15 protein-coding genes are annotated in these 25,431 nt (G+C 52.5%); 3 read left to right on the forward strand and 12 right to left on the reverse strand.

Annotated features, from left to right (window positions below; translation table 11 throughout):
* Window positions 1-779: 779 nt before the first annotated feature.
* Window positions 780-2,864 (forward strand): sialate O-acetylesterase, encoded by a 2,085-nt coding sequence (locus J2I47_RS15930; protein WP_310587677.1) that lies wholly within the window; start codon window positions 780-782, stop codon window positions 2,862-2,864.
* 38 nt (window positions 2,865-2,902) lie between these two features.
* Here the strand turns inward: J2I47_RS15930 and J2I47_RS15935 are convergent, their stop codons facing one another.
* From J2I47_RS15935 to J2I47_RS15945, 3 genes are all read right to left on the reverse strand, one after another.
* Complete coding sequence (locus J2I47_RS15935) at window positions 2,903-6,052, reverse strand: efflux RND transporter permease subunit (RefSeq protein ID WP_229374676.1); 3,150 nt, start codon at window positions 6,050-6,052, stop codon at window positions 2,903-2,905.
* Window positions 6,053-6,210: 158 nt separating this feature from the next.
* Window positions 6,211-7,293: an efflux RND transporter periplasmic adaptor subunit gene (locus J2I47_RS15940; protein ID WP_207365586.1), complete on the reverse strand. Its 1,083-nt coding sequence runs from the start codon at window positions 7,291-7,293 to the stop codon at window positions 6,211-6,213.
* A 20-nt stretch (window positions 7,294-7,313) separates the two neighbouring features.
* Window positions 7,314-8,561, reverse strand: coding sequence for a TolC family protein (locus tag J2I47_RS15945; protein WP_207365587.1), 1,248 nt, complete (start codon window positions 8,559-8,561; stop codon window positions 7,314-7,316).
* Window positions 8,562-8,702: 141 nt separating this feature from the next.
* Between J2I47_RS15945 and J2I47_RS15950 the strand changes: the two genes are divergently transcribed.
* On the forward strand, window positions 8,703-9,428 hold the full coding sequence (locus J2I47_RS15950) for a hypothetical protein (protein ID WP_229374678.1): 726 nt from the start codon (window positions 8,703-8,705) through the stop codon (window positions 9,426-9,428).
* A gap of 56 nt (window positions 9,429-9,484) precedes the next feature.
* Window positions 9,485-11,548, forward strand: coding sequence for a kojibiose hydrolase (locus J2I47_RS15955; RefSeq protein ID WP_207365588.1), 2,064 nt, complete (start codon window positions 9,485-9,487; stop codon window positions 11,546-11,548).
* A gap of 94 nt (window positions 11,549-11,642) precedes the next feature.
* On the opposite strand, the gene J2I47_RS15960 is transcribed toward J2I47_RS15955, so the two are convergent.
* The 9 genes from J2I47_RS15960 to J2I47_RS16000 form a co-directional block, all read right to left on the reverse strand.
* Complete coding sequence (locus J2I47_RS15960) at window positions 11,643-12,314, reverse strand: TetR/AcrR family transcriptional regulator (protein ID WP_207365589.1); 672 nt, start codon at window positions 12,312-12,314, stop codon at window positions 11,643-11,645.
* 245 nt (window positions 12,315-12,559) lie between these two features.
* Window positions 12,560-15,766 (reverse strand): ligand-binding sensor domain-containing protein, encoded by a 3,207-nt coding sequence (locus J2I47_RS15965; RefSeq protein ID WP_207365590.1) that lies wholly within the window; start codon window positions 15,764-15,766, stop codon window positions 12,560-12,562.
* 190 nt (window positions 15,767-15,956) lie between these two features.
* A complete protein-coding gene (locus J2I47_RS15970; protein ID WP_207365591.1) occupies window positions 15,957-17,321 on the reverse strand; it encodes a dipeptidase in 1,365 nt (454 codons plus the stop codon).
* Window positions 17,322-17,392: 71 nt separating this feature from the next.
* On the reverse strand, window positions 17,393-18,040 hold the full coding sequence (gene plsY, locus J2I47_RS15975; RefSeq protein WP_207365592.1) for a glycerol-3-phosphate 1-O-acyltransferase PlsY: 648 nt from the start codon (window positions 18,038-18,040) through the stop codon (window positions 17,393-17,395).
* 128 nt (window positions 18,041-18,168) lie between these two features.
* The gene (locus tag J2I47_RS15980; RefSeq protein WP_207365593.1) at window positions 18,169-19,455 is read right to left on the reverse strand and encodes a M16 family metallopeptidase; all 1,287 of its coding nucleotides are present in this window, start codon (window positions 19,453-19,455) and stop codon (window positions 18,169-18,171) included.
* Window positions 19,456-19,616: 161 nt separating this feature from the next.
* Window positions 19,617-20,831, reverse strand: a complete 1,215-nt coding sequence (porV, locus tag J2I47_RS15985) for a type IX secretion system outer membrane channel protein PorV (protein WP_207365594.1) — start codon at window positions 20,829-20,831, stop codon at window positions 19,617-19,619.
* Window positions 20,832-20,926: 95 nt separating this feature from the next.
* Window positions 20,927-24,340, reverse strand: a complete 3,414-nt coding sequence (gene porU, locus J2I47_RS15990; RefSeq protein WP_374759911.1) for a type IX secretion system sortase PorU — start codon at window positions 24,338-24,340, stop codon at window positions 20,927-20,929.
* A gap of 102 nt (window positions 24,341-24,442) precedes the next feature.
* The gene (locus tag J2I47_RS15995; RefSeq protein ID WP_229374683.1) at window positions 24,443-25,072 is read right to left on the reverse strand and encodes a SprT family zinc-dependent metalloprotease; all 630 of its coding nucleotides are present in this window, start codon (window positions 25,070-25,072) and stop codon (window positions 24,443-24,445) included.
* Between the two features lie 67 nt (window positions 25,073-25,139).
* Window positions 25,140-25,352, reverse strand: coding sequence for a hypothetical protein (locus tag J2I47_RS16000; RefSeq protein ID WP_207365596.1), 213 nt, complete (start codon window positions 25,350-25,352; stop codon window positions 25,140-25,142).
* Window positions 25,353-25,431 lie beyond the last annotated feature (79 nt).

Here is a 25,431-nt window from a genome sequence, read left to right on the forward strand (position 1 = left end):
TAAAAAAAGTGAAAATTTTACAACGAAGCCATTTCGGGAAATAAAATTTCGGCGAAACACCCTGAATGCTCTTACAAAGCTACGTTTTTTCTGTCCAGAAACCTGTACGCCTACTTTGTAAAAAAATCACCGATTGTAATTTTCTCACTATTTTATAGAATAAAACCGCCCACGATTTAGCCCTTTTACTATACTGAATCAGTTGACAATCAGTTGTCTTCTGCTCGTAGCGTTAGACTGTTTACTATAAACAACCAATAGGATTTTTGGGGGAGCACGGTAGCATGTCATATCCGATTGTCAAGCTTTTTTGGTACATAAAACGACCTGTTAATCCAGTAGATGCATGTCTGTATACTATTCCACAGCTGCTATGCGGCTATTTTTCAAGATAAAGTCTATAGGAGACGCAGTGTTCTGCTGGGTATACTAATTTTTCAGTAATAGAAAGGACTGACGTGTACTTTTGAGGCATGTTACGTCTATCATGTATAATCTTTTGTGCACTACTGGTCACTACACAAACTGCTGTTGCTCAGCTGTCTATCGAGTTTCCTACGATCCGCTTTGTTACTCAGCGCGATCTGGCTAATAGGGGTCGCTTGTACATAGCCGGACGATTAAGTGTATCTGCAGATGCCATTGAAGCTCAACTTACTCCTATAGCAACAGGACAAGGAACAGCGTCTGCTTGGCAAACGGTACAAACTCAACCTGAGCAGCTTGTTATTGGGTATATAACAGGAACAGGGGGCTGGTACACACTTACCGTGCGGGCTGTGCGAAACGGACTAATCGTAGCACAGACAACCGTGCAGCCCGTGGGCATTGGCGAAGTGTTTATTACAGCAGGTCAATCAAACGCCCGTGGTTTTGGCCTTGGCGACAACGACCTTGGCACAGACACTGACCGGGTGTCAGGTATCGATACAATCAATCATTACTACCCGTCCAATCTTCCTGCACTCTCGTCAGCAGGAACACCCATGCCTTATGCTACGTATGTACCTCTGACTGCAGGTAAACGTATCTTTCCAATGGGCGAAAGTACCTGGGGCTGGGCCGAACTGGGGGATTATATCGTGAACCGGTTTAATGTACCTGTAGCGTTCTATAACGCGGGGTGGGATTCGTCGATTATTGAAAATTGGAATAATACGGCCAAAGGCGTACCTACCTGTAATATATATTATTGCGCGGCCAACTGGCCCAATTTGCAACCTTACACCAACATCCGCCAGATCATGAGCTACTACGCGGCTACGGGAGGTGTACGGGCTGTATTGTGGCACCAGGGAGAATCAGAAAATGCCCGGTCATCTACCATTTCGCTCTATGCCGCCCGGCTCGACTCGTTAATCCGTCAAACCAGGCAGGACTTCAATGGACGAAACATGCCCTGGGTAGTGGCCCGCGTGTCATTTGATGGAACGACGACAACACCAGCGGTGGTAGCCCAACAAAATCAGGTAATAAACACACCTAACTTCGGCGTGTTTGAAGGACCGCTCAACGACACTATTCTAAACCGGGGAGGTGGCCAACCCAATGTGCATTTCGGTAATGCGTTGCGTCCTTCGCCACATCCGCGCTATTACCTCAACAACGGCCCATCTGTACCGCTTAACATGGGTCTCTCGCGCTTTGCCCGAAACTGGAATAATAGTTTGACAAATAGCTTTTTTCAGACAGCGCAACCTATCCTGCCGGTTCAGTTTGCCGCAACAGAGTCGGCAATAGCGGCACAGGGTGGGGCTTTTTCAGGTGGCGATAGTGTGTGGGTGAAATTTGCAAGCCTGGGTACCTATAATATAGGTAATCAATGGCAGGTGCAGGCGCTGGACGCCAAAGGACGTTTTAAAGCTACCCTGGGCAGCGCAGCAACCTCGCCAGTACGGGTTCGCTGGCCCGATTCGCTCAGCGTGGGCGACTACCGGGTGCGGGTAGTGTCGACAAGTCCTGTTGTGGCAGGGGCACCTACACCTGTATTTACGGTGGTGGGAAGAGCAGATCTAAGTATTAGCAGTGCAGCCCGGCGGCGAGTGATGAATGCAGGTGACTCGACAACCATTTTCATCACTGTCCGAAACAACGGCCCAGTTTCGGTATCATTTGTCAGCTGGCAGTGTCGGTTGCCCGCCAACACAACAGCCCTGCCTATTTCAGAAAACGTTTCTGTATCTAATGGGGCGGTAAACGGATCAATAAACAGCCTTGGTGCAGGCAGTAGCCAGACAATAGCTTTCAGAATCTTTGTACAGGCAAATGGTCAGTATTTGTTAGCGACGGAGATAATGCAGGCATCTCTGGCTGACCCCGATAGTCGGCCCGGCACCGGTACCGCCGATGGGCAGGACGATGCCACCCAACTTGACCTTCGGGTGGGGAGCGGCAGCCCTATCTACGCCTCGCCCAATCTGAATCAGGTACCATTACCTGCCGCGCAAAGCAGTCAGCCTACTCCACTACCCAACCTGGCCGATCTGAGCCTTCGAATGCAGGTCAGCAGTCGTACCCCACGGTTAAATGATCTGATAACATATACGCTGTTTCTGACAAACATTGGTGGCGCAGCGGCCAGTAACGTGGGTGTCACCGCATATCTGCCTGCGGGGGTGCAGTTCTTCGACAGCAACGACATGGCAGCAGGGGGCGGCGGCATATCGGGTACAATCAGTTCGCTACCCATAAACGCCTCCACGTCGGTTCAGTTTCGGGCCAGGGTTATGGCCACGGGCCTTAAACAGACCCGCGCCCAGATTCGCTATGCTACCCCCGCCGATCCCGATTCGACACCGGGTAATAGCTTACCCACCCCCACTGGTGAAGATGACGAAGCGTTAGTGGATTTCCGGGTAAACTAAAAACGCCGGACAAAGCCCGGCGTTTTCATAACCAATTATTAAGCTGGAATAGCCCTGGCTCTCAGCTTACGGCCTCTCGGTGGGCGCGGCGGAATGCCGTGGGCCATACGGCGGTTGAAGAACCGGTAAATGATGGGGAAAATCAGCAGGGTCAATATAGTAGCCGTGATCAGGCCTCCAATTACCACAATAGCCAGCGGTTTCTGCGTTTCGGACCCGATGCCGCTACTGACGGCGGCAGGCAGTAACCCAATGGCAGCCATCATGGCGGTCATCACCACTGGCCTGATCCGCGATTGTACCCCCTCGGCGATAGCTTTGTCGATGTCCATGCCTTCTTTCAGGTTGTTGTTGAACACCGAGATTAGGATTACGCCATTTTGCACACAGATACCAAACAGCGCAATGAACCCTACCCCCGCCGAAATACCAAAGATGGTGCCCGTAGCGTGAAGCGCTAAAATGCCCCCTATAAGCGCAAACGGTACATTTAGCAAGACAAGCCCCGCGTCTTTGGCATTGCCAAACAGCACAAACAGGATTACGAAAATGGCCACCAGACTCAGCGGCACTACCTGGCCCAATCGCTTGGTAGCCCGCACCTGATTCTCAAACTCACCCGTCCATTCGGCTTCGTAGCCTTTTTCGAACTTTACTTTTTCGCGTACCCGCTGTTGGGCCTCGGCGATGGTACCACCCAAATCGCGTTCACGAACGGAGAATTTCACGCCAATGAATCGCTTATTTTTATCCCGATACACAAAAGCAGGACCCGTGAGCGTCTTGATCGTCGAAATCTCTTTCAGCGGGATCTTATCGCCCCGAATCGTGGGTACCATCAACAGGCCAATGTCCTCTTCGTTTTTGCGGAAATCAGGCTGATAGCGCACCCGGATGTCGAAACGTTTTTCGCCTTCATAAAGCTGAGTAGCCGTTTTTCCACCAATGGCCATCTCAATCACCGACTCGGCGTCACCCACGCGCACACCATAGAAGGCCATCTTCTGTTTGTCGACATAGATGCTCAGTTCGGGTTGGCCCACGTTGCGCAAAATGCCCACATCTTTCACCCCCGGCACGTCACGGATGGCCCCGATCACCTCGTTAGCGTACTTATCCAGTTCGGCCAGGTCGTTGCCGAAAATTTTGACGGCGTTGCTGGCGTTCATACCCGCCACAGCCTCGGCCACGTTGTCGATGATGGGCTGCGAATAGTTGTAGTTGATGCCCTGAAACTGCTTCAGTTTGGCATCCATCTCCTCAATCAGGCCGTCGGTAGTGATGTTGCGGGTCCAGTCTTTTTTAGGCTTCAGGTTTACCTGCATTTGTACGTAATAGAACCCTGAAGGATCAGTGCCGTCGTTGGAACGGCCTGTTTGTGAGAGCACGCCGCGCACCTCGGGGAAGCCTGACAGTTTTTCGCGGAGGGTATGCACCATTTTCACGGTCTCGCCCAGCGACGAACTCATGGGCAGTTTCGCTTCTACCCAAAGGGCGCCCTCATTCAGTTGCGGCAGAAATTCAGTACCAAGCAACGACGCCGACGCGAAGGTTAAGCCCATGAACAGCAAAGCCACTAACATGCTGATTTTCTGATGGCCATAGGTCCAGACAAAGCCGTTGGTCACGATCTTGTTGAAGAAATTGACCACCGGGTTGTTCTTCTCTCGCACGTTTTTATTCAGTAGCATCGAGCAGAGCACCGGCACCAGCGTGAGGGTGAAAAACAAGGCACCCAACAGGGCAAAACCGAGCGTCCAGGCCAGGGGACTAAACATTTTGCCCTCCACTTTCTCAAACGAGAAGATGGGCAGCAGAGCCGTGATGATAATGAGCTTCGAGAAGAAAACGGCCTTGCCCAGGTCGGTGCCCGTTTTGCGGATCAGCCCCAGTTTGGCCAGATGGTTAAACTTCTCCATCCCCACTTTATGCGCCTTATGATCGAGCACCACAAAAATACCCTCAACCATCACCACGGCACCGTCGATGATGATACCGAAGTCAACGGCACCCATAGACAGCAGGTTGGCCGACATACCACGCAGGCGCATACAGAAGAACGCAAACAGCAACGCCAGCGGGATAATGATGCTGACGATCACCGTAGTGCGCCAGTCGGCCATGAACAAAAACACGATTACCGTCACGAACAGAATACCCTCGGCGAGGTTGTGCAACACCGTTTCGGTGCAATAGCTCATCAGGTTATCGCGGTCGTAGAAGGTCTCCATCTTCACGTCGTCGGGCAGAATCTTCTCGTTCAGTTCCGCGATTTTTTCTTTCACCCGGCCCAGCACCTCCGACGGGTTTTCACCCTTGCGCTGCACAATGATGCCTTCAACAACGTCGTCACTTTTGTTCAGGCCCACCTGCCCCACGCGCGGCTGATTAGACTCACTGACCTGCGCTACGTCGCGCACCAGTACGGGTAAACCACCCTGCTCATCCACGATAATATTCTCAATATCAGCGATGTTAGTCAACAAACCGATACCCCGGACTACATAGGCCTGCCCGTTCTTTTCGATTACGTCACCACCCACGTTGAGGTTGTTCTGCGTCACGGCGTTGTACACTTCCGAGGGTGTGATGCCGTATTTGGTCAGCAGCATAGGGTTCACGCTCACCTCATATGTTTTCTCGCGACCACCAAATGCCACAATATCAGCCACGCCCGGCACGGCCCGTAACTGCCTGTCGATGACCCAGTTCTGAATCGTGAGCAGTTCACGAGTATCACGGGTGGGGGATTTTAGCGTGTAGCGGAAAATCTCGCCGGTAGGCCCATAAGGCGGCTGAATATCAGGCTCTACGCCTTCTGGGAGCGACACCGTACGCAGGAGATTGTTCACCTGCTGCCGCGCAAAAAAGTCTTCGACGTCGTCTTCAAAAATGATTTTCATCACTGACAACCCAAACATGGTGATGGACCGAACATTGGTTTTGCGCTGCACCGAATTCATGGCTACCTCAATGGGCACGGTCACGAATCGTTCTACCTCTTCGGCGCTACGTCCGTTCCATTCCGTCACCACAATAATCTGGGTATTAGTCACGTCGGGAAACGCCTCAATGGGTGTTTTGAGGTAGCTAACCAGCCCGGCAACGGCAATGGACCCCACCATGAAAAACACGAAGAATCGGTTCTTCAACGAAAAGGTCAGTATGGCTTTGATGAGTGCGTTCATAGTGTCAATGAGTGAATGAGTGACGGTCCGGCGTCCCGGTGAGCGAATGAGTGAATAGCTTGGACTGCTGCGCGAGCGTTATTCATACACACGGCAAAGCCATTCCAAACTATTCACTCATTCACTCACCGGGACGCCGGACCGTCACTCATTCACAATTAATCATTCAAGGCGTCATAAATGAGCAATTGCGACTGGGTGATAACTTTTTCGCCGGGAGCAAGGCCGGAACGGATGTAGGCGATGTCGCCCTGCGACCGGTATACCTGTACTTCGCGGGTGTCGATGTGCGCTTTGTCGTGAAACACCATCACAAACTGACGACTCTTATCAAAAATCAGGGCTTTCGCCGGAATCGTGGGCATTGACCCACCTTCGTCGAAAGCGAGCGTGACGCTGGCATTCATGCCCGGTTTCAGCAGCAACTTTTCATTCGCCAGCCGGATACGGACCTGCATGGTTTTGGTGGTAGGGTCGAGTACGTTGTAAATCTTGTCGACATGACCCGAAAAAACGCGGTCGGGGTAGCTGAGCGTCCGGATCTGAGCCACCAAACCCATCCGCATCCGTCCTATTTCCGACTCATTGACGTTGGCCATAACCCATATTTCGTTGAGCTGCGAAATGGTAAACACCGCGTTGGCATCGTCAGACCGGAGTTGCATACCCCGGTTAATATTCTTTTCGAGCACATAGCCCGAAATGGGGGCCTTCACCGTTGACTGTGATTGCTTGTCGGCTCCGTAAATCTGCAATACCTCACGCAGGCGGGCCTGTTCGGCTTGTTCACGTTCCACTTCCTTGCGGGCCGCCACCACATCGCGCTCCGAGCTGAGTTTGTCGGTAAACATCTCCTGCGCGACTTTTAAGTTTTTTTCGGCCAGCCGTAGCTCCGCCTGTGACTGAGCCACTTCCTTATTGTAGCCCGCCACTTCACCCGATTGAATAATGGCTAGCGTCTGCCCTTTTTGTACATAATCACCTAGCTCGGCCCGCACGTCGCGCACATTGCCCCCCACCAACGGAAACACCCGGATCAGGCGGTTTTCGTCGGGCACTACATGACCAATCAGGCGCAATTGGCTGCGAATAGGCAGGCTTTGAACGGCTTCAGTCTGTACTCGGCTAACCATAGTATCAGTAAGGACAAAGGCCGCTTTAGACGCCTCCAACACCGCCGGTTTTTGTTCTTTCGAGCAGCTTACCGCCGCCAGAACTAGGAGCATAAAAACAGATTTCATGGTTCTTGAGGAAGAAAGCACTACCGGAACAGGTCGGTGCCAATGGTGAACGTCAATTGTTCGTAGGCCGTAATGCGGTCGGCACTGAGGCGGTTGAGTTGTTGTACGTTTTGAAGGTATGTTTCGAACAAATCCACAAATTCGATCAGCGACACGTTGCCCCGCTCGAAATTGCGCAGGATGCTTTGGTTGAGCTGGTCGAACTGTGCGGGAAAACTTTGGTCAATAGATCGGTAGGCTACTTCGGTCTGCTGAATTTCCTCCAGTGCCGCCCGAATTTCGTTTTCCACCACCGTCAGCACCTGCCGTTGCGCCAACCGCAAATAGCTTCCCTGTGCCCGTGCCGATTGAATATTGCCCTGATTTCGGTTCAGAATCGGCAAATCCATGCTGAGCGTAATACCCAGATAGTTGGGTGTGTAGGATGCATTTTGATCAAACATGCCCCCCACTCGCAGGTCGGGGGTGGCAAGTGCTTTCTGAAAAGCCGCGTTTGCATCGGCCTGACGCACGGCTACTTCAGCGCCTTTCAGGTCGGGTCTGTTTTCAAGAGCAAGTGACACCGCGTCGGTTAATGTGGGCAATGACCGGGCAAAGCGGGTAGTATCGGCGGGGCGGATAATGGGTTGAATCGTGGCCGACGTTTGCAGCAGAATACGCAGATCACGTTGCTGTTCGGTCAGGCGGTTTTGTAGCTCCAACTGGTCATTGTTGAGTTGCAACAGCAGAGCTTTAAGCCGGACGAGTTCGCGCAGAGCCACATTATTTTTTTCGTACTGCCGGGCAAAAGCCGCAATCGTCTCGGTGAGGCGGGTACGTTGCTGCCGATACACAGCCAAGGTATTGCTGGTGAAGTAGATAGAGTAAAATCGACTGTGTAGATCAAACCGAAGGGTACGAAGCAGATCGGCAAATTGTAATTCTGTCAGGCGACTTTGCTGAGTGGCCACTGCCACCCGCTTACTGCGTTTCCCGGCCAGCAGAATGGTTTGCTGGATGGCCAGCGCTTTCTGCCCAGTGCCACCAACGTCTAACACTTGCCCGGCGGCAGGGTTAAATGCATTCAGTTCTAAGTAAGCCGTGGGGTTGTCGAACAAGCGAGCCTGCACAATCTGCGCCTGTGCAGCTTCGATCTGAAACCGACCCGCCAGGGCCAGCAGGTTTCGACGAATAAATAGGCTGTCGGCTTGGGGCAACGTGACAGACAGTGTGTCCTGCGCTGCGGCGGTTGTGCAGATGCACAAAAACACAGCGAAACATAAACGCATAGTGGTGAAATTAAAACAGCAAAAAGTACCAATAACTGCAATGCAAAGGTCCACTTAAACAAACCCCTATGCATTAAAATGATATTAATGCCTAAACATTAATAGGAATTGGTATGTAGCCAGGTACAATTACACAACGTTATGAAAAATCAATTTACACTTTTTACGGCCATATTATTGGCCTTAGGCACCTGTCTACCCGTTCTGGCACAGGAGTCCTATTTCAACGTTCCGGAGTCGGACGTAGCAGAGAAACATAAATTTACGGTGCAACAGCAGTTCAACTTTCAGGACTTTTATCGGTCGTTAACTACGGTTGATTATGGGCTCGGTAAGGATTGGGAAATAGGCGCTAACCTGCTGAACCTCGACTATTACCCCCAGACGCGCAGTTTTCAGCGTAATGATTCGACCACCGAAAACGCCTATTCACCTCTGCTGCTGCTGAATTCGCAAAAAATTTTTAAGCTCGGTCATGATTTCCATGTGGGGCTGGGTGGGCAGGCAGGCTTCAACCTTACTCCTCAGACGGGGCAGCAAAAATTTGTGCATTATGTCTACGCCAACTTGAATAAGTCTTTCCGCGATGACCACTACAAGGTCACAGCGGGAATTTACAATGGCCATGTACGCTACCTCGGCGGCAGTCAGGCGGTAGGATTTCAGGCGGGCTTTGATGCGGGTATTTTTTACCAGAAACTGCACCTGCTTGGCGACTGGATATCCGGGCAGCACGACGTTGGTCAACTGGGATTAGGGCTGGAAATCTATTTAACAAAAAGCCTTCCCCTAGCACTGGGCTGGCAGCGCAACAACCAGGATGGTTCGTCGGGGTTGATTGTACAGCTGACCTATAGCCCGGAATGAACTAGCCAACGGCCGGCTTGCTATATTGTCCTTATTTTGACCAAAACCTGTCATATATGAGGAGCCTGTTTTTAGCTCAACTAGCATTGCTCGGCCTGTTGTCCAGTGCATTACCCCCCGTTTCGTCCGCGCAGAATTCGTCACCGTCACCAGCCAGTGAGTGGCAGATTGCGGCGCAGAATATAGACCCGGCCAATTATTATGGTATCACCGTTGCCAATGGTATGATCGGTCTTGTCTCGTCGCCCGAGCCCATGAAGGTGAAAGACGTGGTGCTCAACGGGGCCTTTGACACATACGGACGCGGGCGGGTGTCGAACATCCTGAAGGTGTTCAACTTCGCCAACATGAACCTCGACGTCGACGGACAGCGGATTGGCCCCAAAACCATCAGCAACTATCGCCAAACGCTTGATATGCAGAAGGCTGCGCTCACCACCACCTTCGACTATCAGAATAAAGTGACCGTGAAACAGACCGTTATGGCCCTGCGGCACCTGCCTTATTCAGCCCTGACGATGGTAGAAATCACGGCCAAAACTGCCTGCGAAATCATTCCGATGTCGGTGCTTGAATCACCGGAGAATTTAAAAGAAGTCAAAAACTTTTACTCCGAAATCGACCGGCCCCATGTCACCATTCGCCTGCTGACGTCGGTAGCCAAAAGCCCGTCGGGTAAACATACGGTAGCCGCCTCCACCTCGTTCATTTTCGACGAACCCCACGGGCAGGAACCCGACGTGATCCACGAAGACTGGGATTACAACATGCACCTGGCCAAGTTTAAAAAGCGGCTGAAGGCGGGCGAAACTTATAAGTTCAGCGTAGTGGGTTCGGTATCTTCTACCGCCCACACCGCCGACCCACATAACGAAGCCGAACGTCTCACGATTTTTGCAGCTCTGGAACGCACCCAACGGCTGCTGGTTCGCCATAACGCCGAATGGGATAAACTCTGGCAGTCGGACATCATCATTGACGGTGATGCTGACGCCCAACGAGCAGTTCGCCAGGCACTCTACCACCTATACTCGTTTGCACGGGAAGGCACCGCCTATAGCTTGTCGCCGATGGGCCTGTCAGGGCTGGGTTACAACGGGCACGTATTCTGGGATACCGAACTCTGGATGTACCCTCCCCTGCTGATGCTGAAACCAGAGATAGCCAAATCACTGCTTGAGTATCGTTTTGAGCGCATGAGCATGGCACGGCAAAACGCGTTTAGTCATGGTTATCAGGGTGTTATGTTTCCCTGGGAGTCAGATGCCGACGGGCAGGAGGCCACCCCCGTGTGGGCACTCACGGGTCCATTTCAGCACCATATTACGGGCTGCGTAGGCTGGTCATTCTGGAGCTATTACCAGGTCACGAAAGACAAAGACTGGCTCCGTACCCGTGGCTACCCAATGCTAAAAGAGGTGGCCGATTTCTGGAAAAGCCGCGTGGAAAAAGGTACTGACGGGCAACTGCACATCAACAACGTAATTGGCTCGAATGAGTGGCAGGAGAACATCGACGATAATGCCTTCACAAACGGTATGGCTAAAACGTCGTTGCAATACGCCACCAAAGCCGCGCAGGAACTGGGCCTTGCCCCCGACCCGCAGTGGAACATTGTGGCAGCGGGCATCCCGATCCTGACCTTCCCGGACGGTACTACCAAAGAAAACCGCACTTATGACGGCGTCACAATCAAGCAGGCCGACGTGAACCTGCTGGCCTACCCGCTTAAGGTAGTTACCAATGAGGCGCAGATTCGGAAAGACCTGGCCTATTACGGCCCTCGCTACTCGCCGGATGGCCCCGCTATGGGCTGGTCAACGCTGTCGACGCTGAACACGCGCCTGGGCGACGCTGAGAAAGGATACGAGTGGTTTGTGCGTAGCTACAAGCCGAATGAGGTGCCGCCCTTTGGTGTGATGGCTGAAACCGCCGGGGGAACCAACCCTTATTTCGCTACTGGCGCGGGGGGGATGCTACAAGCTGTGCTTAGCGGTTTTGGTGGTCTCGACATCACCGACGCAGGTATTAATCAGCTAAAAGGCAAACTACCTAAAAAGTGGAAGTCATTGACTATCAAGGGCATTGGCACCGACAAGAGGACGGTGGTGGTAAAATAGCAGCGAGAAGCGAAACAAGAGGATGACGCATGAGCAACTCGCTTGTGTTATCCTCTTGTTTCCTGACTCTTACCTCTTGTTTCGCTTCTCGCTGCTATTTCCACTGCCCATCAACCAGCGCTGTTTCTTTTCGGTCTACCTGCACCTTATTCGAATCAACCACTGTGCGGCCAAGCGCAATATATATTAGTTTAAGCCCCTGCTCAATGCGGTTCCAGCCCTCTTCACTGCGCAAATCAATACCGACCATCGTCCGGTTATTGTCGGCTAACAAAGTCATATAGGATAGCGCCGATATGGTAATTGCTGACACCGCCTGTATATCGGCCCCACCAATGTAGGAAAGCTCGTTAATAAGCCGCTGCGTTTCCTCGTCAATGGCTTTGCTCGCGGCTTCGGCCAGCGGATCATCGCTGATTGTGTTGGCTTTTAATAATTCCCGTGCGGCCTTACTGGTCCTAAATTGACGGAATATCTGAATAAGCTGCCGATGCCAGATACGGCCTAATTCGCTGTCGTTGGCAGGGCGCAATTGCGCCAGCACAGCAGGGGTAAACGTAGGGAATAAGGTACCTCTTTTTGTATAATGTTCAACTAGTCCTTCCAGCCCCCCAAAATAACGGTAAATAAGCACTTTGCTAACGCCCGCCCGTTCGGCAACCCGGTTAACGCCAATGTGTTGCAGGCCCTTCTCAGCTAATACCTCCTCGAAAGCATCGAGGATACGCTGTGTGGTTTTGGCACGGTTTCTCTTTGTCTTTTCCATTAGGTTAAAGTCCTATGTTTAGGAACTTCGGTGAGACGGGTAACATGTCTGGAAGTCACCGGCAGATTACACATTAAAGGCTGCTTTGCAAAAAATTTGTATACTCAAGCAGAAGTTTTTTGTACGGTAATAAAGAAACCACGCAGATGAGTAAGGCTATAATTAGCTAAATGACGCAGTTATAAACTATTAATTTATTTATTCCTGTTTTTGTCTATAACACAGACCAAGCGTCTTTACCTCTTTTAATTAGAAACGGACGGTATCTTAATCGACGTTTGCGTTCGGCGGGGTGTACCATCAGCGTAGGGTAGCGGCACCAGAATCAACACCGAGGTACCCTTATCAGTAGCGGCCTGCCACTGGATGGTACCTTTCAGCATGGCCACCCGCGACTCGATGTTACCAATGCCCAATCCCTGTCGCACCCGTTCATAGACAAATCCCTGCCCATTGTCGGCGTAGGTCAGTTGAATTCGGTCTTCCCAGTACCGGCACGAAATGTCGATCTGAGAGGCGTTGGCATGTTTTAAGGTGTTGTTGATTAGCTCCTGTACAATACGGTAAAGCATCAGTTCGGTATCGGCGGGGAGGCGGCTGAGGGCAGCGTCGAGCACCAGACTTGTGTGGATAGCACCGGTACCCCCAATGCGTTCCAACAATTCTTCCAGCGCCGGGCCAAAGCCATATTGCGCTAATGTGCGGGGGTTTAACTCACGCAGCAGGTCACGCACGTCGCTGATGGTATCATTAATAAGACCATTGATGGCATTACGCAAGTTTCGGGGCGTTTCTTCATCACCAGCAAAGCGAGCCAACTGCGTAGTGTATAGTTTTAACGTGGCCAGACGGGTACCAATCTCATCATGGAGGTCGCGGGCAATGTCTTTCTTGGCCTGTTCCTGTACATCAAATGCCAGTCGTAACTGATCGGCCTGCTGCCGACGCAACTGATCCTCCCGGTGACGAACCCAATAGACAGCCAGTCCACCCAAAGCCGAAATAAGGCTGATTAGAAATGGGAATGTACGCCAGAACGGCGGGCTGATGTGAATGGCTAACCGCTGGATACGGTTGCTCCAGTGGCCGTCTTTGTTGGCGGCTTTCACTTCCAGAACATAATCGCCAGGGGGTACATTGGCATAACGCACGTAGTTTTTCTCCCCGGCTTTCACCCAATCGGTATCGTAGCCCGTTAGCCTGTAGGCGTATAGGTTGTGTGTGTTGCTTTGATAATCAACCGCCGAAAATTCAAGAGAAAACGTGTTCTGTGCGCTCGTAAGGGCTATTTCCTTAGCCTCGCTAATGGGCGCATCGGGTTGAAAGGACTCTTCATTTACCCGTAGATTATAAAAGTATACGGGTGGATTTGACCGAACGCTGCGGTATAGTTCAGGACGGCAGCTATTGTATCCATTTACACCACCAAAAAGCAATAGCCCATCACGGGTTTTTAGCAAGGCGTTTCCGTTAAACTCAAGGCCCTGCAGGCCGTCACTGAGGTCAAAATTTTTGAAATGATGGGTATCCAGGTCAAACCGGGAAATACCCCGGTTTGTGCTCATCCAGAGGTTATTATTCTTGTCGGGCAGCACACCGTAGACAAAGGCGTTGGCTAACCCGTCGCGTTCCGTGTAGGTTATCAATCGGTTGGTACGACGGTCAAGCATGGTCAGGCCACGGTCAGTAGAGATCCAGACAGCATTATGAGCAGGATCATCGTGGATGTGAAGCACCGTATAACCCGGCAAACCCGACATCAGCCGTCGCCACGGTGCCGATGAACCCGGCGGCGGCAGGGCGTAGCAAACAAAGCCATTCAGATAGGTGCCTACCCAAAGTTGCCGCCGTTGCGCATCCCAACGAAAAGCAAACAGGTTGTCGTTGGCTAAGTAGGGCATTTTCTGCCAGCCCCGACGGGCCAGACTCAATTGATATATCCCGTCTTCCGTAGCTGCCAGCAGCGTATCGGCGCTAATTGAAACCAGGTTGCGGGCATAATTTTCAGCTATATCGGCGTCGGTGGTACCGGCAGGCAGGAACGGAAACAACTCAAACGAATCGGTACGGGGGTGAAAGAGATAAGCTCCGCCAATAGAACCTACCCACATCCGGTTATAAGGATCCACGTAGAGTTGTTTTACCAGGTTGTGCATCGGCAGTTGACTACGCGGGTGGTTGGTCATATACTGCCGCATTAGCTGACCTGTCTGTTGGTTCATTACATTGATACCCAGCTCAGTAGCAACCCATAACGGTGGCTGAAGCATTACTTTATCAGAGGCATTGGCTGCATACTCGGCAAAACCACGTACGGTATAGTTCGATAAACGAGAGGCATTCTTGTCTGTATCTACCCGGCTGTCTTTCATTACCCCACCAAATACAAATGCATCAGGTACCAGTTTTACAACGCCATTGGGGTCAACGTTAGCCCAGATCAGGCCCTGTCGATCAACCATAATTTTGTTGATCTCAAATAAACGTAGCAGACGAGTGTTACTAACCGAGGCCTCAGCATTGCCAAACAGGCGGGTCCGTTTATCGAAATAGAGGATACCCTGCTGTTGCGTACCCAGCCAGAGCCGCTCATTCTGGTCTTCGCTGAGGCTGTAGATGGGGCTAATGGGTGTAGTACCTGCTACAGCATAGCTCCGGGCAACACCAGCGCGATGGTCGAACCGAATAAGACCCGTTGCCGTGCCAATCCAGGCGATATCGTCTTTGTCGATGTGAAATGAAAATACTGTTCGGGGAGGGCCAAACGCGTTGTCAGGGTGGTTACTGAAATAATGAAACAGCCGTCTACTGGCCAGATTGTAGCGAACTAGTCCAGACGGAGAGTGCAACCAAACGTCGCCTGCTGCAGTACGTACGGTTGAGCTTTGCAGATCATATTCATGCTTGGGTTTGAGCGACGCGTTTAGTATACGCTTCATACGCCGGGACAAATCGACCCGTACCAACCCCTCATCATCGCTGAGATAAAGTAGCTCTGTAGCATTGGCGTAGAATGGTAACGTGCGACAAGGAGTAGGGCGTGCGCCGGGTTTGGGCGCGCGGGCATAATAGCAGGTAAACCGGTCGTGTTTCCGGTCGTAGTGATTTAGTCCTTCCTCAGTGCCCACCCATAAGTCGCCGGTGGGGTCTTCAATGATACCGAAAATGTTGACTCCCCTGATCTGGCCAGCGCGATGGTCGCTTGGGCGGTAGGTGCGAAACCGATGACCATCGTAGCAGTTGAGGCCATCCTGAGTGCCAAACCACATAAACCCCCGCGAATCGTCGATGATGTAATAAACCGACCCTTGTGTAAGCCCGTTTGCCACGCTGATGTGGTCAATCCTAAACCGGGCAGGTGGTAGCAGCGGTTCGGCATCAACCGTGTTTGGCAACACCAGCCAACCCCATAGGCATAGTAGCCACAAATGTGGTATTTGCTGGCGGTTCATCTCCATGGTTAGGCTGTAACGACTTATAAATGAACCGAATTATACGAACTTTTCAACTGGAAAAATACATCCGTAAATGCTTATTTTTCAGATCGAATAGTCACCAAGTGTATTACATGTTTGATTAGTAAATAAAAAAGCGCCTTGCAGAAGCGCTTTTTTATTTACTAATCGAGAAATGGCTGTCCCTTTATTGCTTCATCTTCGCATAGTTCGAATAGAAATACGGAATTGTTTCAATGCCTTTGTAGAAGTTAAAGAGGCCGTAGCTTTCGTTTGGCGAATGCAGTGCGTCGCTATCCAGGCCAAAGCCCATCAGGATCGTCTTGATGCCTAACTCCTGCTCGAAGAGAGCTACAATGGGAATGCTGCCTCCACCGCGCGTAGGTATAGGTTTTTTACCCCAGGCCTGTTCAAACGCCCGGCTTGCCGCCTCAAACTCAACTGAATCAGTGGGTGTAACATAAGGCAGCCCACCATGATGCGGGGTTACGGTTACGTGTACCGACTTGGGAGCAATGGCCTCGAAATGCGCTTTAAACAGCGCCGTAATTTCATCGGGAGTCTGGTTGGGCACTAGCCGCATACTGATCTTGGCCGATGCTTTCGAGGGCAATACCGTCTTGGCACCGGGGCCGGTGTAACCACCCCAAATGCCGTTTACGTCGAGCGTTGGCCGGATTGAGGTGCGTTCGTTGGTTGAATAGCCTGCTTCGCCCATGACGTCGTCGATACCCAAATCGCGCTTGTATTCATCCAGATCGAAGGGGGCTTTGGCCAGTTCGGCACGTTCGGCATCGGTTAGATCGGCCACGCTGTCATAGAAGCCGGGGATGGTAATGCGCCCCTGATCATCTTTCAGCGAAGCAATCAATTGGCAAAGCACGTTGGCCGGGTTAGCCACCCCTCCACCATATACGCCCGAATGCAAATCGCGGTTGGGGCCAGTTACTTCCACTTCCACGTACGAAAGTCCTCGCAACCCCGTTTCCAGCGACGGCACCTCGTTGCTGATGATGCTTGTGTCGGAAATCAGAATCACGTCAGCGGCGAGCTTTTCGCGGTTGGCAGCCACAAACGTGCCCAGGTGTTCCGAGCCTACTTCCTCTTCACCTTCAATCATCACTTTCACATTACACGGCAGACTGTTGGTAGCCAGCATAGCCTCCAGCGCCTTCACGTGCATATAAAACTGCCCCTTGTCGTCGCAGGCACCACGGGCATAAATACGCTCGTTGCGGATGGTCGGCTCAAAAGGCGGCGTGTGCCAAAGCTCGTAAGGATCAGCCGGTTGCACGTCGTAATGACCATATACCAGCACCGTTGGCTTGGCCGGGTCAATAAGTTTTTCGGCGAAAACTATGGGGTGTCCCGCCGTGTCGATTACCTCGGCATTGTCCAGTCCGGCGTCGGCCAGGCGATCGCGTACAAACTCGGCAGCGCGGCGCACGTCGGCATCAAATTTAGCATCAGCTGATACCGACGGAATGCGAATCAGATCCAGCAGTTCGTCCAGAAACCGCTGCTTATTATCGGAGAGATAGGTTGCGAGCATAAGAAGGAACGCTGGATGCCGGACGTTTGATACTAGTCCTTGTCCAGTATCCGATGTCCGGCATCCAACGTCTATTTGGTTTTCTTCATCTTGATTAGTACCGTGCGGCTCTCATTGCCCTGAAGCAGGCGACCGATGTTCTTTTTGTGGGTGATAACTACCATCAAAAATACCAGAAAGCCGAAACCAATCAGCAGTGGGTTTTCGGGTTGGCCAAATACGCGCAGCAGCAGCAATACCGGAAACGCCAACGCCGCCAGCAGCGACCCCAGCGACACATACTGCGAGGCGATAACAACCAGCAGCCAGACCCCAATGCAAACGGCTGCTACGTCGGGGCGGATAGCCAGCACCATACCCAGTAAGGTAGCCACGCCCTTGCCCCCCCGGAAATTGGCGAAGACAGGGTAAAGATGCCCCAGTACGGCCACAAACCCGAAAATGAGCGCACATGCCAGCAATTCTGTTTCTGTCATTGTGCCTTCGCGGCGCAGCAAAAACGTCAGCGACGCTGCCCCAAACCCCTTTAATACGTCGACGAGCATGACAATTGTGCCCGCCCGTTTGCCCAACACGCGGAAGGTATTTGTAGCACCCGCATTGCCACTCCCGTGCTGCCGAATATCGATGTTGAAGAAGGTTCTGCCATACCAAACCGCCGTAGGTATGGACCCCAGCAGGTAGGCAAGCAACAGCGCGACGCAAAAAAGCAAGGTCATTCGAGAAGCAAACAGGGAAAACGGTTCAACAGTATGGGTGGTGTAATGCCTCAAAAATAGGCAAGAAGCAACTATTGTCCTATTAATTCCATCTATTGACCATTTGGTTACCTAACTAGACAAGTAGGCTATTTACTGCCCACAACCACTTCAATCAGGCTCCCTTCGGCCAGATACGTTTGGGCCATTTGTTGCACATCGCTGGCAGTTACAGCCCGGATCCGGGCAATGTAGTGGCTCAGGAAATCGGCAGGGAGTCCATCCAGCAGGATTAATTTGTAGCGATCGGCAATCTCAAATGGCGTGTTCAGCGACCCCACAAACTCACCGGCCATATAGTTCTTCACCGTCATCAGTTCGTCGTCGCCTACGGGTTCTGTTTGTAGCAGACGTATCTCTTTCCAGATTTCATCAATGGTTTGCTGGGTGAATTCACGCTTCACATCCGTTCCAATCATAAACTGCCCTGCTTCGCGAAAAGCACCCACGTTCGACGAGATTCCGTACGTATAGCCTTTTTGCTCCCGGATGTTTTTCATCAGCCGCGACCCGAAATAGCCACCAAACACTTCGTTCATCACCAGCACCTTATGAAAATCGGGATGGTTACGTTTAAACAACGTGCGCCCCATCCGGATGGATGATTGCAGGCTCCCGGCTTTCTCGATCAGTTCGGGTGTGGGATCAGTGGTGATCGTTGGCGTTGGCATAGCCTCGGTACCGGGCGGACCAACAGGCAGTGCGCCAAGGTATTGGTTCACCAGGGCTACTTCGGTAATGCCCACCTGGCCGGCCAGCAGAACCCGGAACGGTTGCAGTTGGATGCGCCGCTCGTAGAAATGCTGGGCGTCGGCGGGCGTGAGTCTGGCTACGCTGTCGGGCTGTTGACTGCGCCCATACGGATGCGCCCGGCTGAACAGTTTTTCGCGGAAACGCACCGACGCTACGTGGCTCGTTTTCTCGAAGTTGACCTTCAGGTTCTGCAAAGTCATTGTTTTCAGATCATCGAATTCCTTTTCGGGATAGACCGCTTCGGTGAGTAATTCGGCAAGTAGGGGCAACACCTTGTGCAGGTGTTTTGGCTGGCAGTACACCACCAGGCTCCCCCGGTCGAAGCCGTTGTTGAGTTCCAGAAACGCACCGTACTGGTCGAAGGCTTCACTGATCTGCGCCGAGGTACGGCTACGGGTACCTTCTGACAGCATTTTCCAGGCAAAAAAGGCGGCTCCGGCCTGATCATCTGGTTCAAACCACGATCCCGCGTCGAAATTTACTTCTACCCGCATAACGGGTTGCTGATCAAAGGCGATCAGGTACAAAGGGGCACCGTTGTCAAGTTTCTGCGTTTTCACAGCAACCAGCCTGGCGTCATTTACAAGTTGATAATCAGGAGCTTGTGTGCGATCTAGAAGCATGGTCAGTCTACAGTTTTCAGTTCACCGTTTTAAGTTGTTTCGCATCCAGATTACTCTCGCCGAGCAACTGAAAATGGTGAACTGAAAACGATGAATTTTTCCTAAAAAAAACGGCAACCCATTTGCATGAGCTGCCGGTGCCATTTATGAGGTAAGGTTCACTAGTTGTCGTTGTCAGCAGTTTCGGCGTCTTCTGCCACCCGTTGCCCTTTATTAAAATTGAATAGTAATGACAGCCGGAGCGTGTTAGCCAGCGGGCTACCCGACCGAACAGGCAACAGATACGAGAAATCGACGCCCAATGTAGACAAACGAGCACCAATACCCGCCGTCATGTATTGACGACCTCCTTTTTCAAGCGATTCGCCGAAGTAACCCACGCGGGCCGCAAACTGATCGTTGTACCAGTATTCAGCACCGGTTGAGATGGTTATCTCTTTCAGCTCTTCTGCAAAGCCGCCCGGGGCGTCGGCGAAGGAACCGAAGACGGCGCTAAAGTAGGGACGGTTGGGGTTTTGGCCACTGATAATAGGGGCAACACCGCCAACTGGAGTCCCATAAATTGGTGGCGTTGGCACCATCAGCTTATTCAGGTCAAGCACAAAGTTGAACTTGTTGTACGTGTCAGCGTGGTAGGTGAATAAACCACCGAGGCGGAAGTTCGTTGGGATATAGTATAATTCTTTACTACCGTAGTTGATACGCCCGCCCAGGTTGGAGATCATCAGGCCATAGGCCCAGCTGATGCCTTTACCCGTGACGGCATCGCGGGTTGAGTTGTTGTAATAGGCGCTGATGTCGGCAGCAGCAGTCGAACCTGCTTCAATGGGTGTACCGTTGACGAACGTACCCGCGCCCAGATTCGAGTTCAGGTACTTCAGGTTTACGCCCATCGAGAAATTTTTGGCCAGCCGACGCGAATAGGTGGCCGTAAGCGCATACTCCCGCGAATTGAACGAACCCGCTGAAACCCCCTGTGAGGTAGTGAAGTTGATGGTACCCAGATCAAAATAGAGCAACGAGAGGCCGATAGCCTGGTCTTTACCCAGTTTTTTATACCCTGAGAAATACCCGTAATACATGTCGCCGATCAGATCGCGGAGCCAGGGAGTGTACGAAATCGACGCGCCAGCATCCTGCTTGGCATATACCAATTTCGATGGATTCCAGAAAATGGAGTTGGCATCAGCATTGTCGAGGGCCACACCAGCGTCGCCCAGAGCCCCCGAACGGGCATCAGGTGTGAAGTTCAGAAAAGGAACCGCCGAGTTGGGCACCCGCAGGGGCTGTCCAGACAAATTTGTTTGGGCCAATGCGGTTGTGGTAAGAATAAAGTAGCCTGCACCGAGCAAAAGGCAGGAAAAGATACGCTTCATAGAGTCAGTTCTAGTTGTCGATCAATAGCTAGGCCGATGAGACCTGTTGCTGCGACCGTCAAAAGTACAAGGTTTCTGGTGTATAGAAAAAACGTTTAGTCTACTTTAAGCACTCGACTCGTGGCCGTAGCCTGTTCAGCGGTTTCGTCAATTCTGGCCCGAAGGCGCAGAAGGTACATTCCAGCTGGCATTGGCGATTGTGCGCTGTTCCAACCATCGACATTAACCGTGCCGGGACAGTCGTAGCAGGTTTGCTGCCGCTCAGTCAATATACGCCCTTTCAGGTCGAGCAGTTGCCAGTTAAGCGTCAGGTTCTGGCCCGTGCGATTATGCGAAAACTGCCATTGACTCTGTTCCTGCATCGGATTAGGCACCGCCGTGAGGTTTAGAAGGCTCATGGGAGGCTGATCAGATACCTTAAATGCCAACGTAGCATCAGCAGGATTATTGTTAAGATCGAATACCCGCACCCGCACTGCATAGCTGCCCGGCACCAGATCACGCACCGGAAAAACAAACTCCCCGCCCCGACCGTCGGCCGTACCACTAAAATAATCGGCGATCCGGACGGGCGTATTGTTGTCTAGCTGAAGCGTGGGGCCGTGGTTGGCCGTAGTCTGGGTCAGGTTCACACCCGTATCGTCGGCCACCTGAATACGCACGTTTACCACCGGACCAGGCACCACAGGTTGGGTGGCAGCGGGGTCGATACCCACCAGCGAGAGCGTTAAACTAGGTGGACGCGTATCGGTAACAACCGTGCTTTTCCCGCCCAAAACAAGGCTCTGGTAACCCCCAAAGGCATCGGCGGTACTGTCGCCCCGAACAGCATAAGCATACACTCGCCCAAAACCAACCGCTGGGTTTACGTCATTGGGCACGGTGAAGGCCACCGAAAAACGCCCCTGCTGCACCGTGGCATTTCCAGCGTAGAGCACGCTTTCATAAGCCCGATACGGAAACGGGTTGGTGCGTTCGGTGCCCCGCGTAAGCAGGTTCAGTGGCTTGTCATACACCACTACGCGCACCGTCCCGTTGAAATCAGTTAGCGGCTGATTTGCGTTTACTCCCCGGACTTCACCCGAAAAGGTTACGCGTTGCCCGCCCCGCAGGGTGTCTATTTTCAGTTTTGTCAACTGGTCAGCCCGCAGCGTGTCGAGCCGAACGGCGGGGGTGGTCTGACCGTTTAGTTGGGTAAATACCACCGATAGCCGGGGGGCAGCCATAGCCATAGATGGGTCGCCGAGAAGAGTAAAATTACGATTCAGGACGTCGCTGAAACTGTTGTTCTTGGTCTCCCGCATCACATCGCCCAAGCGGGAAATTTTGCCTTCGACGGCTTTAAAAATGGCTCCATAAAAGGCTGTGTTGAGCAGGAAGTTGGTGTTTGCATATACCGGGCGGGCGGTGGTGAGCAACCCAATGGCCCCACCCCGGTCCAGTTGTGCCAACTCGGCTCCCGATACCACGTTGGGGTCATCGTAGCGCCCGAACTGACAGGTGGCAGTAACGAAGAGCGGCATCCGGGTATTTTTCCACGTCAGGATATCGCCAACAGTCAGAATCTGCTCCTGCGCCCAGCCTACCGTGCCGCCATGCCCTGCATAATTGATAATGAGTCGCCCTTCATCCAACGCCCGATTGATGGTCTGATTGACAACGGGTGCCCGTTCGTTGACGTAGTTGGCGGGCTGATTGGGCAGTTGAATGGTATCTTGTTTGAACGCATCCAGAAAGAGCCGCTGCGGCCTGAATTCGGGATGGCGACGCTCCACAAAACTGGCCAACTGATCGGCATCGTTTTGGTGAATATTCCCATCGCCGTCGTCGGCCACGAGCATCAGGCGGGTCCGCCAGTCGCCCAGGAGGCGGGTGTCCGACGCATACCGAATAAGCTTGTCGACCACGTTGCGGGCCTCAGCAGGGGTCTTCACGGCCAGTCGCCCCACACCAATGTTGAGTTTGTGATTGCCAGTAGCATTTTCGGCCCATTCGCCCGCGTCGTCCTGCAGAAACCCGAAATAATCATCGGAAGTGAAACTACGCACCGGGTCGAGCGATTCGCGGCTTTCGTAGGTTGGTACTAGGTTTTGCAGTTGGGCGGGTGTTACCGAAAAGGTTTTGTTTCGGTAGTCGAAGCTTGCATCGCCAAACAAAAGCAGGTAACGCAGCGTACCCGACTGTTTTTTGTCGAAATAACGGCAGGCATCGCGTAGGGCCGTAGGGTCGGGTTGGCCCGACGAAAATTCATTAAATACCTGCGCCGTGGTCACTACCAGCACCGTCAGGTTATCATTTTTCCGGCGAAACTGAGCCAGCCGCTCAGCCTGATCGAGCCATGCCTGGGGGGTAATAATGAGCAGGTTGGGTGTACTGGCCGCATGAATATTTTGGTTTGGAACGGCCTTCACTGATGCTGGTGCACCGGCCATAGCGAGGGTGTGCAACAAAAAAGCAGAACTGTCCGGGGCCGACCAGATGGCTTGTCCATTGGTCAGCGTATAAGCCTGCTGAACCGGTTCGGCAACGTTGGTAATGTTCCAGATCTGCAGCTCACCAGTGGCCTGTTTGGCTATGTATTGCCCCGCCCCACCCCGCACAGTAACGGGCCGGTCATACTGCCGGATTTCGCGGGGAGTCTGGATAGAGAAATAGTCCATGTAGGCTGCACCACCGCCATTTCCATCCCGGTTGAAGGTCAGCATAAACCGCATCTCGTCGGGCGTGACGGGCAACACCGACCGGCTGATGATCTGCCTCAGGGAACCGCGTGGGGCGAATTCGTAGGCGCTGATGCTATCAAATTTCGCCGTGCCCAGATCGACATTATTCAGCGACAGCGAAAACGACGAACTCCGCGGCGACACGCCTACCACATTCAGGGTCACGATGCTCTGTGCCCCTGGCACCCGCCCCGGCACAGTAAACGGAAAAATCTGTTGTGGGTACGTGCCAAAATAATCACCCCACCATTGCCTGCCCGAACTGGTCAGTGTTGTTGTATCGCGTTCGTAGAAATCGTAATGGTCGTAGGTGCTAATAACCCGGTTGTTGGGTGGCGTACCCACAGCACGTACACCAACGCGCTTGCCCTGACCATCGGCGACGGTCAGGAAATAGAACGTAGTGTCGGAATATGGATTGAGTTGGTGACGCAGTCGTTTTTCGACCTTATCGAAGTAAATCGTTTTGGGTCCGGCGGCGTAGAAATAGACCCCATCGGTGGCATCAAACCGACCATCGCTTTCACCAGTAACCTGAATGGCAGTTTCGGTTAGGTCCGTTGCGCGGGGGATGTTATTGGCCTGTGGCAAGGGGGCTCCCCCGTTGCCGTACACCCGAAACTGCCGCGGATCAGCCGTTTTAAACGCTGGGTCAAGCTGAGTCAGCAACGTATAGTCCAACTTGTAAACACCTGTTCCAAGCACCCCTATTTTAAACCACTTGCCCGCCTGGAGGACAGATTGAGCTTTTAGAGGGATAAAGAATGTACAATGGATAATGGACAATGTAAGTATGCATTGGCAAAACCGAAATGGGGCATTGCGCCTCACTAAGCAGGAGAGTTTATGCCCGGCAACACTCATTGCCCACTGTACATTATACATTATTCATTCTGTCAATACCTCCACCCGCACGTCGGCCAGTATAGCGTAGGAACGCCCGGTGCGCACTTCTTTACAAACGACACGGGTACGCCGGAGCTTACCCCGCACAAACGTTTTTTTCTGAAACACAAAAGGCTGCCCATCGGGCAGGGTCCAGAGCGGCTCGCCCACCTCTACAACGCATTGCTGATCAGCGGATTGTGTTACTGACGAATCATGCTGACGCAGGGCCTGCCGCAGGGCCGGGTGCCCAGCCGTGGTGGCGGCAGGCTTCAGAAAATAGCGTTGCAACAGGGGCAGCAGATCTGTCGGGAAAACGGCGTCGGTAAGCAGCGGAGCCATCAATTGCCGAAACATAGTCTGCCAGATTTTGCCATGTGGCGGTCCCGGTCTTTTATAGGTGCGGTAAACGGCACAATGAGCTACCTCGTGCACGTAAGTCAGCAAAAACGCGTAGGGATTCAGATCGGCATTGACCGTAATGTGCATGGACCGGTCGGGCATAACGCGGAAATCACCAAACCGGGTGCGGCGGGGCCGGACCACCCGAAACTGGAAGGGGTACTGGGCATGCAGTTGCTGGCAGTATGGCAGTGCAACCGCCGGAATATGGGACGTGAGTACGTGTAGCAACGGTCTTTAAAGCAAAAAAGCCCTACGAAAATAGGGCTTTTTGGGACGTTGCCATCGGGCAACCAACTTACTTCTTCGCGCTGTCGGCAGGAGCAACGACTGACATTGAAGCAGCAGCCGAGTCAACGGCGGCCGTAGCTGACGTGTCAGCAGCGGCGGCTGATGAATCGAGGGCAGCGGCGGTTGAATCAACAGCAGCTTCTTCAGTCTTGGGTTTGCTTTGGCAAGCGGCAAACGTGAGAACGCTGCCTACAAACAGGAGGGCGATAACTTTTTTCATGGTACTCGTCTTGGTGGCTTTAAATTTTCCACCGCAAAAGTAGCTATCGCCTTGGTTCTGTGCAATATAGAAGGCCAAA

It is taken from the genome of Fibrella rubiginis, from assembly GCF_017353185.1.
Taxonomy (GTDB): Bacteria; Bacteroidota; Bacteroidia; order Cytophagales; family Spirosomataceae; genus Fibrella; species Fibrella rubiginis.

Bases quoted from the DNA above. Each gene is read 5' to 3' on its own strand.
- J2I47_RS15935 (WP_229374676.1), bottom strand. From the start codon at position 6,052: ATGAACGCACTCATCAAAGCCATACTGACCTTTTCGTTGAAGAACCGA.
- J2I47_RS15940 (WP_207365586.1), bottom strand. From the start codon at position 7,293: ATGAAATCTGTTTTTATGCTCCTAGTTCTGGCGGCGGTAAGCTGCTCG.
- J2I47_RS15945 (WP_207365587.1), bottom strand. From the start codon at position 8,561: ATGCGTTTATGTTTCGCTGTGTTTTTGTGCATCTGCACAACCGCCGCA.
- J2I47_RS15950 (WP_229374678.1), top strand. From the start codon at position 8,703: ATGAAAAATCAATTTACACTTTTTACGGCCATATTATTGGCCTTAGGC.
- J2I47_RS15955 (WP_207365588.1), top strand. From the start codon at position 9,485: ATGAGGAGCCTGTTTTTAGCTCAACTAGCATTGCTCGGCCTGTTGTCC.
- J2I47_RS15960 (WP_207365589.1), bottom strand. From the start codon at position 12,314: ATGGAAAAGACAAAGAGAAACCGTGCCAAAACCACACAGCGTATCCTC.
- J2I47_RS15965 (WP_207365590.1), bottom strand. From the start codon at position 15,766: ATGAACCGCCAGCAAATACCACATTTGTGGCTACTATGCCTATGGGGT.
- J2I47_RS15970 (WP_207365591.1), bottom strand. From the start codon at position 17,321: ATGCTCGCAACCTATCTCTCCGATAATAAGCAGCGGTTTCTGGACGAA.
- plsY (WP_207365592.1), bottom strand. From the start codon at position 18,040: ATGACCTTGCTTTTTTGCGTCGCGCTGTTGCTTGCCTACCTGCTGGGG.
- J2I47_RS15980 (WP_207365593.1), bottom strand. From the start codon at position 19,455: ATGCTTCTAGATCGCACACAAGCTCCTGATTATCAACTTGTAAATGAC.
- porV (WP_207365594.1), bottom strand. From the start codon at position 20,831: ATGAAGCGTATCTTTTCCTGCCTTTTGCTCGGTGCAGGCTACTTTATT.
- J2I47_RS16000 (WP_207365596.1), bottom strand. From the start codon at position 25,352: ATGAAAAAAGTTATCGCCCTCCTGTTTGTAGGCAGCGTTCTCACGTTT.